The organism is Bacteroides graminisolvens DSM 19988 = JCM 15093 (assembly GCF_000428125.1).
Lineage (GTDB): Bacteria > Bacteroidota > Bacteroidia > Bacteroidales > Bacteroidaceae > Bacteroides > Bacteroides graminisolvens.
Window position 1 is genome coordinate 36,412 of sequence record NZ_ATZI01000017.1, and the last position, 15,090, is coordinate 51,501.

At 42.1% G+C, this 15,090-nt stretch carries 10 protein-coding genes and 2 pseudogenes; 7 read left to right on the forward strand and 5 right to left on the reverse strand.

Translation table 11 applies throughout. The features are described 5' to 3' along the window. Window positions 1-467: 467 nt before the first annotated feature. From C511_RS18585 to C511_RS0110765, 3 genes and pseudogenes are all read left to right on the forward strand, one after another. Window positions 468-1,223 (forward strand): annotated as a pseudogene (locus C511_RS18585) (helix-turn-helix domain-containing protein); the annotation flags it as partial. An 18-nt stretch (window positions 1,224-1,241) separates the two neighbouring features. Continuing rightward, window positions 1,242-1,784: a chromate transporter gene (locus C511_RS0110760; protein WP_024997102.1), complete on the forward strand. Its 543-nt coding sequence runs from the start codon at window positions 1,242-1,244 to the stop codon at window positions 1,782-1,784. Window positions 1,785-1,788: 4 nt separating this feature from the next. Then, window positions 1,789-2,337, forward strand: a complete 549-nt coding sequence (locus C511_RS0110765; protein WP_024997103.1) for a chromate transporter — start codon at window positions 1,789-1,791, stop codon at window positions 2,335-2,337. An 18-nt stretch (window positions 2,338-2,355) separates the two neighbouring features. Here C511_RS0110765 and C511_RS0110770 read toward each other — a convergent pair whose 3' ends face one another. After that, complete coding sequence (locus C511_RS0110770; RefSeq protein ID WP_211227692.1) at window positions 2,356-3,903, reverse strand: glycoside hydrolase family 10 protein; 1,548 nt, start codon at window positions 3,901-3,903, stop codon at window positions 2,356-2,358. An 86-nt stretch (window positions 3,904-3,989) separates the two neighbouring features. Here C511_RS0110770 and uvrA point away from each other — a divergent pair, with 86 nt between their 5' ends. Beyond that, window positions 3,990-6,770 (forward strand): excinuclease ABC subunit UvrA, encoded by a 2,781-nt coding sequence (uvrA, locus tag C511_RS0110775; protein ID WP_027318133.1) that lies wholly within the window; start codon window positions 3,990-3,992, stop codon window positions 6,768-6,770. A gap of 86 nt (window positions 6,771-6,856) precedes the next feature. On the opposite strand, the gene C511_RS0110780 is transcribed toward uvrA, so the two are convergent. The 3 genes from C511_RS0110780 to C511_RS0110790 are packed head-to-tail and all read right to left on the reverse strand — an operon-like array spanning window position 6,857 to window position 9,006. Further along, window positions 6,857-7,342, reverse strand: a complete 486-nt coding sequence (locus C511_RS0110780; RefSeq protein ID WP_024997104.1) for a hypothetical protein — start codon at window positions 7,340-7,342, stop codon at window positions 6,857-6,859. Between the two features lie 4 nt (window positions 7,343-7,346). Continuing rightward, window positions 7,347-7,577, reverse strand: a complete 231-nt coding sequence (locus C511_RS0110785) for a membrane protein (protein ID WP_024997105.1) — start codon at window positions 7,575-7,577, stop codon at window positions 7,347-7,349. 1 nt (window position 7,578) lies between these two features. Then, complete coding sequence (locus C511_RS0110790) at window positions 7,579-9,006, reverse strand: carbon starvation CstA family protein (RefSeq protein WP_024997106.1); 1,428 nt, start codon at window positions 9,004-9,006, stop codon at window positions 7,579-7,581. 105 nt (window positions 9,007-9,111) lie between these two features. Here C511_RS0110790 and C511_RS0110795 point away from each other — a divergent pair, with 105 nt between their 5' ends. Beyond that, window positions 9,112-10,572: a glycoside hydrolase family 10 protein gene (locus C511_RS0110795; protein WP_027318134.1), complete on the forward strand. Its 1,461-nt coding sequence runs from the start codon at window positions 9,112-9,114 to the stop codon at window positions 10,570-10,572. 27 nt (window positions 10,573-10,599) lie between these two features. Here C511_RS0110795 and C511_RS0110800 read toward each other — a convergent pair whose 3' ends face one another. Next, window positions 10,600-11,793 carry a hypothetical protein gene (locus C511_RS0110800; protein WP_024997107.1) on the reverse strand — a complete coding sequence of 398 codons (1,194 nt, stop codon included), beginning with the start codon at window positions 11,791-11,793 and terminating at the stop codon, window positions 10,600-10,602. Window positions 11,794-12,161: 368 nt separating this feature from the next. On the opposite strand from C511_RS0110800, the gene C511_RS0110805 reads away from it, so the two are divergent. Then, the gene (locus C511_RS0110805; RefSeq protein WP_024997108.1) at window positions 12,162-13,340 is read left to right on the forward strand and encodes an ATP-binding protein; all 1,179 of its coding nucleotides are present in this window, start codon (window positions 12,162-12,164) and stop codon (window positions 13,338-13,340) included. A 31-nt stretch (window positions 13,341-13,371) separates the two neighbouring features. Further along, a pseudogene (nifJ, locus tag C511_RS16690) lies at window positions 13,372-14,997 on the forward strand (pyruvate:ferredoxin (flavodoxin) oxidoreductase); the annotation flags it as partial. Between the last annotated feature and the right edge of the window lie 93 nt (window positions 14,998-15,090).

Genomic DNA, 15,090 nt, shown 5'->3' on the forward strand with positions numbered 1-15,090 from the left:
AAAAGCAGACAGCCATGAAAAGAATGACGATGCTACTTCTCATCTTTACAGCAGCAACGAAAAAAACGTATGCTTTCACTCCGGATGATGCTCAAATTGAATACGCAACAGGAACCATCTTGCTGTTTATTGTATTGATCGGAATCTGTATCTATCTCATGATGAGAAACTCTGCTTTGAAACAAGAACTAAAGAGAGCGGAAGAACAACTTCAGTCTTTTACCGATGTGGTGCAGAACATGCGCACACCGGTTGAACTCATACGAAAACCACTGGAAGAAACACTGACCAATGATACGCTTACGAATGAAGGAGTTGGTAACCTGAACACAGCCATCCGAAATGCCAACACCATTATTCGACTCATCAATCAGATAACTCATACCGAGGTGTTGCCACCCACAGAAAGTAGTTCTTTGACTCTGCTTACTGCCGAAGAGGTGGTTGTGCCCACGGTAACAGCCAGCCGCATGCTTATCTTTGAACCCGATGCGCAAGCTGCTGATTTTCTGGTGCAACATTTATCCGACCAATATCAGCTGGAAGTGGTGCACAACGGACTGGATGCTATTGATAAGGTAAGAGAACTAAAACCGGATCTTATTATTGCCAGCATGAATTTGCCGGGCATGGGAGGCGACGAGCTGTGCAGTAAAGTGAAAAATAACATCGAAACGTCTCACATTCCCATCGTACTGCTCATTGAACTGGAAGATAGAAAAGGACTGATGAAAGGATTAAAAACAAGTGCCGACGAATATGTAATTAAGCCTTTCAATATTGATATTCTGAAAGCAACGCTGACCAACTTGCTGACCAACAAAGCATTGATGCGAAAAAGATATGCCGACTTAGACTTCAATACATCTGCCGAATGTGTAAATTGTTCTACAGACATAGACTGGAAGTTTATAGACGGAATTAAGAGGCACGTGGAAGAGCACATGGCCAATCCATCGTTCAACGTTGACATGCTTTGCACGTTGCTCAATATGAGCCGCACCAGCTTTTACAACAAACTAAAGGCACTTACGGATCAGGCACCGGCAGATTATGTACGGATTATCCGTCTCAAGAGGGCAGCGCAGTTGCTCAAGGATCAACAGCACAGCATAACCGAAGTAGCGGAGCTAACCGGATTTAGTGATGCCAAGTACTTCCGCGAGGTATTTAAGAAACATTTTAAAGTTAGTCCCAGCAAATACGGCAAGGGAGAAGATTAGATTTAAATAATAAATAAAATGAGTATTTACCTGAAATTATTCGGGATTTTCTTCAAAATAGGATTATTCACCATCGGCGGAGGCTATGCCATGATTCCGCTAATAGAAAATGAAATCGTAACCAAAAGACAATGGATTAAGAAAGAGGAGTTTCTTGATCTGCTTGCCATATCACAAACAGCTCCGGGTGTGATGGCTATCAACATTGCCATTTTCATTGGTTATCGTTTGCGTAAGGTAAAAGGTAGCCTCTTCGCTACATTAGGTGTGGTGATGCCTTCGTTCGTCATCATTCTAACTATCGCTATGTTCTTCCATAGCTTTAAAGAAAACCCGGTGGTTGAGAAGATATTTAAAGGAATACGACCGGGAGTAGTTGCTTTAATTGCTGCTCCTACCTTTAACATGGCCAAAATGGCACGAATAAACCGATACACTATTTGGATTCCGGTGGTATCGGCTCTGCTTATCTGGCTGCTCGACGTATCACCGATATGGATTATTGTGGTTGCGGGTACAGGTGGTTTCTTGTGGGGAAAATATGTAAAAAAGAGTATTTAAAGCTATGATATATTTACAACTGTTTTATACTTTCTTTAAGATCGGCCTTTTCGGCTTTGGTGGTGGATACGGAATGTTGTCTTTGATACAGGCCGAAGTGGTTACCAACCACGAATGGATGACCGCCGGCGAATTTACAGATATTGTAGCGGTCAGTCAGATGACACCCGGCCCCATAGGTATCAATGCTGCTACTTATGTGGGATATACGGCAACGGGTAGTTTCTGGGGATCGGTGATTGCTACTTTTGCAGTGGTACTCCCCTCTTTCATCCTGATGCTTACCATCAGTAAGTTCTTTTTAAAATATCAGAAGCATCCGGTTATTGAAGCAGTGTTTAAAGGATTGCGCCCGGGTATTGTTGGGTTATTGGCCTCTGCCGTATTGGTCTTGATGACTACAGAAAACTTTGGTTCGCCTCAAACAGACCTCTACACATTTTTAGTAAGCAGCACACTTTTCGTAGGGGTATTTATCGCCAGCAAGGTGTATAAAGTAAACCCCATCCTCCTGATTGTAATTTGCGGAGTAATGGGGTTCATCCTTTATTAAATGGTGCTCACAAGGGAACTATAACTTCACCTTTTTAGAAGCGCTTTTTGATTCGTTATGCAGGCGATCCAGTGCCGTCACTACATAACGGTATTTGGTTTTACCCGATTCATAAGGCAATTGATAGAACGTAGTCCGGGTGATAGCTACAATGTGTGAAGGGTCTTCGAGATTCACTTTCTCCTTGTTCTCAAAACGGTAAATTACATACTGAACGGCACGGTTCATTTCTGCCTTGGCTTTCGGTGCAGTCCAAAACAGCATATAACCATCTGCTGTCCAAACAGATTTTACCTTTCGTACTTTATCGGGTGCCTGACTATCCATGAAATGGAAAACAGGAATTAACGCCGGATATTTATGGTATTCCTTGATCAAGGCATCACGGTAATTGCCTGCGTTCTCAACCACCGCACTGGCAGGCCACTGACAACTTCCACCAATGGTTTGATAAGCACGCTGCAAAGCCATCTTACGAGGCAGTTGGTTGATAGCTGGGTTTTGAGGATCGGCCTTCTCAACAGTATTTATCACAGATTGCCCGATAAACAACGGACGGTTGCAGGTGTTTCTTGCCCACCAGTCGACCAGTGTTTGGTAGTCGGCACGAGGGTGTCCAATCTCCCAATATAGCTGAGGTATGTTGTAGTCAATCCATCCTTCACGTGCCCAAAGTAACACATCGGCATACAGGTCGTCGTAGTTTTGCAATGCCTGAGTCTTGCTTCCCAACGGATCACTGCTCTGGTTACGGTAAACACCGAACGGGCTAACGCCGAATTTCACCCAAGGTTTGAGCTCACGAATGGTCTCGTGTATCTTTTTAATCAACAGATTGACATTACTTCTGCGCCAATCGGCCCGGCTGTCGAATCCACCTCCGTAACGTGCAAAGCTGGCGTCGTCGGGGAAATTCAATCCTTTAATGGGGTAAGGATAAAAATAATCGTCCATGTGAATGGCATCTACATCATAACGGGAAACAATATCGGTTACCACCATGCTGATGTGATGTCTGCTTTCCGGCAAGGCAGGATCGAAAAAGAGTTGATCGCCGTAAGTAACGAACCATTCGGGATGGATATTATACACATGACTAGGTGCTAGCTGACTCTTTAAAGTTGTTTTCACACGATAAGGATTTATCCATGCATGAAACTCCATATTTCGTTTGTGACATTCGTCAATCATAAATTGCATCGGGTCCCACAAAGGTTCGGGTGCTTGCCCTTGAACTCCTGTCAGGAAACGGCTCCAAGGTTCTAGTTTGGAAGCATAAAGAGCATCGGCTTCAGGGCGTACCTGAAAGATGATGGCGTTAATACCTGCTTCCTGAAGGGAATTGAGCTGATTGGTTAACGTTTGCTTGAGTTTCTCGGCAGACATTCCCTTAAACTGTCCGTTCACGGTTTGAATCCACGCAGCTCTAAATTCTCTTTTGGGATAATTTTGCGCCTGTGTTACCAATGAAAAAGACAAGGCTGCCAAAAGGAAGAAAAATTTTCTTAGTTTCATATTGCCATTGTTTATTATAATAATGCAGGGCAAAGATAAAAGATAATTCATTAACTTTGCATATTCGGAGCTAATTATCGGACCGGGAAACTGTACGGTAAAAGCTGATTATTCATAAACTAAGACGAGATAACAATATGTCGGACAGCAAATATATAAGCATAAAGGGCGCAAGGGTTAACAACCTGAAGAACATTGATGTGAATATTCCCCGCAACAAACTGGTGGTAATAACCGGATTATCGGGTTCGGGAAAGTCATCACTGGCTTTCGATACCCTATATGCCGAAGGACAACGCCGCTACGTGGAAAGTCTGTCATCTTATGCCCGACAGTTTTTGGGAAGGATGAGCAAACCGGAGTGTGACTTCATCAAAGGCATTCCACCCGCCATTGCCATTGAACAAAAGGTGAACAGCCGGAACCCACGTTCTACCGTTGGAACCAGTACGGAGATTTACGAATACATGCGTTTATTGTTTGCCCGTATCGGGCGGACTTTCAGCCCTGTGAGCGGTGAAGAGGTTAAGAAACACAGTGTGGAAGATATTGTAAACTGTATGCTGCAATACCCGGAAGGGACACGGTACATGGTATTGACCCGTATATTGCTGCGCGAAGGCAGAAGTTTGAAGCAGCAGTTGGAAATAGACCTCAAACAAGGATTTAACCGCATAGAGGTAAACGGTGAGACGGTGCGTATGGAAGAATACGAACCCAAAGAAAACGACGAAGTGTATTTGTTAGTTGACCGCATGACAGCCGGAAGTAGTAAGGATGCCATAAGCAGGTTAACCGACTCGGCGGAGACTGCCATGTACGAGGGTGACGGTTTGTGCATGCTGCGCTTCTACCTGCCCGACGGCACGACACGTTTGCATACGTTCAGTACCAAATTTGAAGTCGACGGCATCAAGTTTGAGGAACCGAACGACCAGATGTTTTCGTTTAACTCTCCCATTGGAGCCTGCCCCAAATGCGAGGGTTTCGGTAAAGTAATAGGAATTGACGAACATTTGGTGATACCCAACAGGGCATTATCGGTTTACGACGGTGCTGTGGTTTGTTGGCGAGGTGAAAAAATGGGGGAATGGAAGGATGCATTGATTCACAATGCAGTGAAGTTCGATTTTCCTATTTTCACTCCCTATTATCAATTGACCGATGAGCAGCGCAGAGTACTGTGGGAAGGTAACGAGTTCTTTCAAGGGATCAATGATTTCTTCCGCATGTTGGAAGAGAATCAGTACAAAATACAATATCGGGTTATGCTGGCCCGTTACCGTGGCAAAACAATTTGTCCTCAATGTCACGGCACACGTCTCAAACCGGAGGCCGGCTATGTAAAGGTAGGTGGCGAAAGCATCAGCGAACTGGTTGACTTGCCAATCACGGAGTTAAAAAAGTTTTTCGATACGTTGCAACTCACCAAACATGATGAAGAAGTGGCGCGACGCATTCTGACTGAGATAAATAGTCGCATTCGTTTTTTAATTGATGTTGGGTTGGGCTATCTTACATTAAACCGCCTTTCAAATTCACTATCGGGGGGTGAAAGTCAACGTATAAACCTAGCTACCTCGTTGGGAAGTAGTTTGGTGGGTAGTTTGTACATTCTCGATGAACCGAGTATTGGTTTGCATAGTCGGGATACCGACAAATTGATTCACGTGCTACTCGAATTGCAAAAATTAGGAAACACGGTTGTAGTGGTTGAGCACGACGAAGAAATTATACGAGCTGCCGATTACATCATTGACATTGGCCCGGATGCCGGCCGTCTGGGCGGAGAGGTTGTGTATGAGGGTGATATGAAAAACCTGACCAAAGGAACGATTAGCCATACGGTACGTTACCTGCTTGGCGAAGAAGAAATACCTCTCCCACTGCATCGCCGTCCGTGGAATAATTACATTGAGATAACCGGCGCGCGTGAAAATAACCTGAAAGGAATAGATGTACGCTTTCCGCTTAACGTAATGACGGTTGTGACCGGTGTTTCAGGTTCAGGAAAGAGCACGCTGGTAAGGGATATCTTTTACCGGGCTTTAAAAAGGGAACTGGATGAATGCAGTGACCGCCCGGGTGAATTTCTTTTGCTACAGGGTGATGTCAAAAGCCTCAAAAACATTGAGTTCATAGATCAAAACCCTATTGGTAAGTCATCACGCAGCAATCCGGTAACCTACATCAAAGCTTATGATGAAATCAGAAAACTTTGGGCAGAGCAACCTTTAGCGAAACAAATGAATTATACAGCCGGGCACTTCAGTTTCAATAGTGAAGGTGGACGCTGTGAAGAGTGTAAAGGAGACGGTAACATTACGGTGGAAATGCAGTTCATGGCCGACTTGGTGTTGGAGTGTGAATCTTGCCACGGCAAACGTTTCAAAAGTGAAACACTCGAGGTTTGCTTTCACGAAAAGAATATATATGATGTGTTGGAGATGACGGTTAATGAAGCTGTTGAGTTCTTCACTCTTCACGGACAGAAGAAAGTTGTAAAGAAGTTATTGCCGTTGCAGGAAGTAGGATTAGGTTACGTGAAACTGGGACAATCATCTTCCACTCTTTCGGGTGGTGAAAACCAACGTGTGAAACTGGCCTATTATTTAAGTCAGGAAAAAGCTGAACCGACCTTGTTTATTTTTGACGAACCAACTACCGGACTACATTTTCACGACATTCGAAAATTACTTGAAGCATTCGATGCTCTAATTCGCCGGGGGCATACGCTTATTATCATTGAACATAATATGGATGTGATTAAGTGCGCCGACTATGTAATTGATCTCGGCCCCGAAGGAGGTGACAAGGGAGGACACTTGGTTGCCTGCGGCACACCGGAAGAGGTAGCCGAATGTGGAGCCAGCTACACGGGACAATTTCTTAAAGAAAAACTGGCTACAGGTAAGTGACAAGATGCGCTCTCATAAAAAAGCCCCTGATTAAAAGACAATATGTTCTTTCAATCAGGGTCTTTCAGTTAAGCTATCATTTTTTATCAAAAGTAGAAGCCAAATCCTATTTTCAAACCAATTTTGGAATAATCACCATCCTTGAATGACATATCATAATATACAGCAGGTTCTATGGTAACCGTCTTTGAAAGAAAATAAGCATAACCGGCTTCAACGCCAAATGCATAATCATCTTCTTCAACACCACCTTTCAAATCCCATTTCTTCATTTTTAATCCGGCTCCCATATATACACCTGTGCGATCAAAATAGTAACGACCACCCACACCCAATGAATAAACGTCGATGGGATCAGTCCAATCGGCTCCGATATGAACTAACAAAGCAATGTTATCTTCCAGGAATGCTCCACCCTGAACCTGAAATCCAAACTGTGTTTTCTCAGCACTGCTGTACGACAAATCAAGTCCGGTAACCGATGGATTCAATAGCCAGGTTCCTTTTTCAAACTGCGCCTTTGCTACCAATGCGGTAAACAGAAAGGCAATGATCATTAAAGATTTCTTCATGTTTTTATTTGTTTAAGTTATTATTAGTAGCTTCACGGCGTCGTTGTTCCTGAAGCTTTTCTTTCTTTCTCAACACAAGCCACAAGGCTAGTACTATAACATAACCTCCGGCAAGAGTGAGATATTTTTCCGTATCACTAGTAACAGTGTTTCTTGGCAGCAAATAGGCTGCCGTAGCCGTTACATAAATAAAAAAGGCAATAGCTATCCAACTGGATTTTCTCAACTTTTTCATATCATTTTTTCATTAATGCGCATTCTCGTCTATTCCATCTGTAAAAAAGTACCATGGCTGTTACAACGCTCACAGAACCTACTGCATAAGCAACTTGTTGTGACAATCCGAATCCTTCGGGAGCAATGCTAATGTAAGTAATGCAAACACCTGTCATAAAGAGCGCCGGAATAAATGTCACCCAATACAACTTGCCCGCTTTTGCTAAGAAAACCGTGATTGCCCAAAGAGTAAAGACCGACAGTGTTTGATTGGCCCAAGCAAAATAACGCCAAATCATATCAAAACCGTTTTTGTCACGCAGGCTGTATAACAACAGTCCAACTGCAACTAGAAACATCGGTACACTTATGTATAAACGGTGACGCATGCTTTTTTGTTCCATTCCCAAAAAATCAGCAACAATAAGTCGGGCCGAACGGAAAGCAGTATCACCCGATGTTATTGGCGCTGCAATAACACCTAAAACGGCTAACAATCCGCCTATAGTACCCAGCCAGTTTTTCGTTATGGCATCAACTATCACCGAAGCATTTGTTTCCTCCATGCCATTCTCTCCGAAGAAGCAGGTTGCTGCCGCAGCCCAGATCAAAGCTACAATTCCTTCGGTAATCATTGCTCCGTAGAAAACGGGACGACCATACATTTCACTTTTCATACAGCGTGCCATGAGTGGACTCTGTGTTGCGTGAAAACCAGAAATGGCTCCGCAAGCAATACTGACAAACATAATCGGAAAAATAGGTAAAGACTCTGACTGAGGATGTTTGTTGCTCAAACCATCCCAAAATTCAGGTAAAACGGGATGATGATAATACAACATAAACAAGATGCCTACTGCCATAAACAGCAAAGCGATTGCAAAAAGCGGATATATCTTACCAATGATCTTATCAATAGGCAATAGAGTAGCTAATATGTAATACAAAAAAACAACTATGATCCAAAAAGTAGTATCCAGATTATCGGGTGTAAGTTTGGCTAATAAACCAGCAGGGCCGGCAACGAACACGGCTCCGACTAATATCATCAGAATAACGGTAAAACCTCGCATCACCTGTTTGGTGGTTACCCCCAAATAACGCCCTATGATTTCGGGTAGACTTTCACCGTTGTGACGAATGGAAAGCATACCGGCCAGGTAATCGTGAGTGGCACCTGCAAAAATACTTCCTAATACAATCCATAGATAAGAAGAGGTTCCGAATTTAGCTCCCATAATAGCGCCGAAAATGGGTCCCAATCCGGCAATGTTAAGAAACTGGATCATAAAGATCTTCCAAGTAGGAAGAGGAATAAAGTCAACTCCATCTGTCTGAGTAAGGGCAGGTGTTTGTCGGTTGTCGGGTTTAAATAATCTTTCGATAAATCGCCCGTAAATAAAGTAGCCTGCTATAAGAGCAGCAAGACAAATACTAAATGTAATCATGACGTGTTGGTTTATATAGCGCAAATGTAGCATATTATCAGGAAACAACACAACAATATCAACTCTTTTACTACCTTTGCAGAAATTTAAATAAATAGAATATACATGTTTAGATATATATTTGCATTACTGGCAATAGTGTTTACTATGAGCATGCAAGCAGCACCGAAGTATGAAGTCAGGGCTGCATGGGTGACAGCGGTTTACGGGCTCGACTGGCCAAAAACAAGAGCAACAACTCCGGCAGGCATCCGCAAACAACAAGCAGAATTGGTAGCCATGCTCGACAAACTCAAAGCGGCCAATTTCAATACCATATTGTTTCAAGCCAGGACCCGTGGCGACGTACTGTATGCATCAAACATTGAACCGTTCAATTCAATTCTCACGGGGCAGACAGGAAGAGATCCCGGTTACGATCCGCTGGCTTTTGCCGTTGAAGAATGTCACAAAAGAGGAATGGAGTGTCATGCGTGGATGGTTACCATCCCATTAGGCAACAAAAAACATGTGGCTGCATTAGGCCGTAAATCCGTTACTGTGCAAAACAGAAAGATCTGTATTCCTTACAAGAATGAATGGTTCCTGAATCCGGGACACCCCGAAACCAAAGAGTATTTAATGAAGCTGGTAAACGAGGTCATTACCCGATACGACGTAGATGGTGTTCATTTCGACTACCTTCGTTATCCAGAGAATGCGCCTCATTTCTCCGATAACAAAGAGTTTCGTCAATATGCAAAAGGCAGAAATATCACTCAATGGAGAAGAGACAATCTCACTGATATAGTCAGATACATATATAAAGGAGTTAAGGCCGTTAAGCCATGGGTTAAAGTAAGCACTTGCCCTGTAGGAAAATTTCGCGACACCTCACGGTACTCTTCACGCGGATTCAATGCTTATTTCACGGTGTATCAAGATGCTCAGGGCTGGTTGAAGGAAGGCATACAAGACCAGATTTACCCCATGATGTATTTTCGCGGGAACAGTTTCTATCCATTTGCGCTCGATTGGCAGGAGAACAGTTACGGTCGACAGGTTATTCCAGGTTTAGGTATTTACTTTCTGCACCCGTCAGAAGGGAACTGGAAACGTGATGAGGTGGAAAGACAAATTAATTTCGTCAGAGCACACCAGTTGGCGGGACAAGGACATTACAGAGTTAAATACCTGATTGATAACACGCAAAACCTATACGATGAGTTGGCCGATCGGTATTACAGTGCCCCGGCTTTACAGCCGGCCATGACTTGGTTGGATGCCATCGCGCCTACAACACCCGAAAGTCTGACCGTAAAATATCAAAGAGGATACACAGAACTAAGTTGGAAGTCTTCTGAAGACAATGATAAACAAAACGCACCTTATTATGTGATATACGCTTCTAATAGTTACCCTGTTGATACGGACAATCCTGATAATATCATTGCCCAACGAATCAGATCGGTTAATTATGTATATGCACCTGTCCGACCGTGGGACTCCCGTGAATATTTCGCTATTTCAGCTGTAGATCGCTATGGAAATGAAAGCAAGGCTGTGCAGATGAAAAGTCCACTATAAAAAAAATACAAAATTCATGTCTGATTTTCATTCTTCTTCCACCAATACCCAAGCACTATATTGGGTTCGCTGATGAACCGGTGTGAGAGCCAAGTAACCCGACCGAATGCGTCCGTCTTTAAGTTTTAATGGAAAAGCATTCAACTTGTTCTGATGCTTAAACAAAGCCTCTCCAGCCTTTGCATCATAATCAACAACGAATAAACCCTTACTGCGAGGAGAGACATAACGTTGATATAGAGAATGGGCCACAACACCCATATTCATACGTAAATTAACTTCTACACAAGGGTGAATACGATACGTGGGACTAGATTCAAAACGACAAATCATCATGTCAACTCCCAAATAGCCATTATAACATCCTGCAATACGAGTGGAGAATACTTGAATTAACTCATCACGTAGCTTATAAATATCCTCCAAGGAGATAAAAGCCGATAATTGTTCTTCAATTGCTTGATCGGAAAGCAAGTTATTACCCTCGTAAGAACCTGCCGGATTAGTTCGAAACAACGAATAACCAACAAATGAAATCACTCCACACTCATTTGCATAAAACTCCATTGCAAAATCAAGCTCCTTGTTGTAATAAGGCTCTGCTATAATGCCTCCCTGTAGCTCTATTGTACGATTAATCCAACCGGAAAGTGAACCTGTTAACAGACCATTATACCAGTTTAACCCTTTGCCACTTCCCGATAAAGGAGATTTTAAAACGGTTTTTTGTTCCTTTTGCAAGAAAGCAACAACTTGTTCTATTTCGGTAAAATAGTGAGGATTACCACAATATAATTCATTTGGATTTAATATTGACAGTACATCCACCCAAGAAGAACGATGAGAAAGGGTCCTAATATGGTTAATTAGTTCAGAGCAGCATAAAACGGATTCATCAACGCCCATTTGCAACATCCTTTTGCGTATGGCATGATTCCACCCCCAAGGAGATAAGGATAAAGAGGAATGTGTTTGTACCTCAGGTTCGGTAAGCAATTCCAGCTGTAAGAACGGAAAATTACTTTTTACAAGCTTTAGATAATCGTTATTGTAAGCAGAAGAAGCCAACACATATCCATCACCATCTGCATACCATATAGGTAGACACGCTAAATCTTCCGACATCTTTCTTGCAGAGGACGGTGCCATGTAATTTTCATTACCGTTTGCCAATGCCAGATCATTATCCGGATTAAACAAATAAAGTTTCTTTTCATCCATTATTTAATCATTGAAAGTGCAAAATTACACAAAAAAGCAAGAATACATATCTCAAGTTAATAAGTAACTCAACCCGGAAGATAAAACAATAAAAAACATATTTAAATAAGCAATCGCATTATTATAACATATTATCACAAATAAGCAGATTACAAGGCATAAACAGTAAGCAATGAACATCAGATTTCAAAATAAATCAAAGAAATAACAAACAGGTGTCAATTAAAGCATCACATGCTATATAGAAGACTGACATGAGGCAACGTTATAAAATATAAAATATGAGAGAAAAAAGAGTTTTTGCTATCTCTACTTTGCAAATAATAGAAAAAACGATTATATTTGTGGCCCGAAAAACCAATAAACAGATGGAAGCATTTTACCGCACACACGCTTATCTTGTTGAGCACATTAATGCCCCTGTCCGCCGCGACCTGATGGATGAAATAGATTGGAGCGACAGACTGATAGGTATTAAAGGTACTCGAGGAGTAGGAAAAACAACTTTTTTGCTTCAGTATGCTAAAGAGAAATTTGGAACAGATCGTTCTTGTCTCTTTATAAATATGAACAATTTCTACTTTTCAGGGCACAGTATTGTAGATTTCGCGTATGAATTTCAACGTCGGGGTGGAAAAGTGCTTTTGATTGACCAAGTGTTTAAATACGATGGCTGGAGCAAAGAGCTTCGGATGTGTTATGATCGCTTTCCAGGTCTTAAGATTGTATTTACCGGTTCGTCTGTGATGAGGTTGAAAGAAGAGAATTTGGAACTAAGAGATATAGTCAAAAGCTACAATTTGAGAGGATTTTCCTTCCGTGAGTTTCTAAATTTACAAACGGGAATGAAATTCAAAGCATACACGCTTGATGAAATACTTAGAAACCATGAGCAAATTGCAAAAGGGGTTTTATCTAAAGTAAAGCCTTTAGATTATTTCCAGGATTATCTTCACCATGGTTTTTACCCATTCTTTCTTGAAAAACGTAATTTCTCGGAGAATCTTCTAAAAACTATGAATATGATGGTAGAAGTTGATATTCTACTCATTAAGCAGATTGAATTAAAATATCTATCAAAGATAAAAAAGTTATTATACCTGCTGGCTGTCGGCGGACCCAAAGCGCCCAATGTCAGTCAACTGGCCAGTGACATACAAACATCAAGGGCAACAGTGATGAATTATATCAAATATTTAGCAGATTCACGTTTAATAAACATGGTATATCCTGAGGGAGAAGAATTCCCCAAGAAGCCCTGTAAAATAATGCTACACAATACCAATTTGATGTACTCCATCTATCCTCTTAAAATAGAAGAACAGGATGTTTTGGAAACATTTTTTCTGAATACCATGTACAAGGATCACAAACTACACAAAGGAGACAAAAACATCTCCTTTTTAGTTGACGGGAACATGTCTTTCAGAATTTACAGTGAAGGTTCCAAGGTTAAAAACACGCCCCATGTAACACATGTCATGCATAAAGCAGAAATAGGCCGGGCTAACCAGATACCGCTCTGGATATTCGGCTTCTTGTATTAATTAATATTTTTTACTTAATAATAATTTAGTTATGACTAAACAGAAGAAATTCATCACTTGTGATGGTAATCAGGCCGCAGCGCATATCTCGTATATGTTCTCTGAAGTGGCTGCGATTTATCCCATCACCCCATCTTCGACTATGGCTGAATACGTAGACGAATGGGCTGCCGCAGGACGCAAGAACATCTTCGGCGAAACAGTATTGGTAGAAGAAATGCAATCTGAAGCTGGTGCTGCAGGTGCTGTTCACGGTTCATTACAGGCTGGTGCACTGACTACTACTTATACCGCTTCGCAGGGTCTTCTTTTGATGATCCCGAACATGTATAAGATTGCCGGTGAATTATTGCCATGCGTATTCCATGTATCGGCACGTGCACTTGCAACTCATGCCCTTTCAATCTTCGGTGACCATCAAGACGTGATGGCTGCTCGTCAGACAGGTTTTGCCATGTTGGCTGAAGGTTCTGTACAGGAAGTGATGGATCTTGCAGCTGTAGCACACCTTGCTACAATTAAATCTCGCGTTCCATTTATGAACTTCTTCGACGGATTCCGTACATCACACGAAATTCAGAAGATCGAATCATTAGAGAACGAAGACTTGGCTCACCTAATTGACCAAGAGGGATTGGCCGAATTCCGTAAACGCGCTTTGAACCCATCTGCTCCGGTTGCACGTGGTATGGCAGAGAACCCCGATGTATACTTCCAGCACAGAGAAGCTGCTAACTCGTATTATGAAGCAGTTCCCGGTATTGTAGAAGAATACATGAATGAATTGTCTGCTATTACAGGACGTAAATATGGTTTGTTCGATTACTACGGTGCAGAAGATGCTGACCGTGTTATCATCGCAATGGGTTCGGTAACTGAAGCTATCCGTGAATCAATTGATTACTTGAATGGGCAAGGAGAAAAAGTGGGTTTGGTTGCTGTACATTTGTACCGTCCATTTTCTGCAAAACATTTCATGGCTGCTGTTCCTAAGACTGCAAAACGTATTGCTGTTCTTGACAGAACAAAAGAACAAGGCGCTAACGGAGAACCTTTATATCTTGACGTAAAAGATTGCTTCTACGGACAAGAAGATGCTCCCGTTATTGTGGGTGGTCGCTATGGTTTGTCATCAAAAGACACAACCCCCGCGCAAATCCTTTCCGTTTACGAAAACTTGGCTTTAGCCATGCCGAAAAATCATTTTACAATTGGTATTGTTGACGATGTTACTTTCACTTCTCTTCCACAAAAAGAAGAAATAGCATTGGGCGGTGCCGGTATGTATGAAGCTAAATTCTACGGTTTGGGTGCTGACGGTACAGTAGGTGCCAACAAGAACTCTGTTAAGATCATTGGTGATAACACCAACAAACATTGCCAGGCATATTTCTCATACGACTCTAAAAAATCAGGTGGTTTCACCTGCTCACACCTTCGTTTTGGAGACACTCCTATTCGTTCTACTTATTTGGTGAACACTCCTAATTTCGTTGCTTGCCACGTACAGGCTTACCTCAGAATGTATGATGTAACACGCGGTTTGCAGAAAAACGGAACATTCTTGCTGAACACCATCTGGAATGAGGAAGAGTTAGCAAAGAATCTGCCTAACAAAGTAAAACGTAACTTTGCCAAGAACAATGTAACTGTTTATTCAAGTTTCGCAAGTTAATGAGATATGTTGACATGATGGCATAAAAAAGGCATAGGAGTTTCTGTATGTTGCAGAAAATGAGTAAATTTAAAG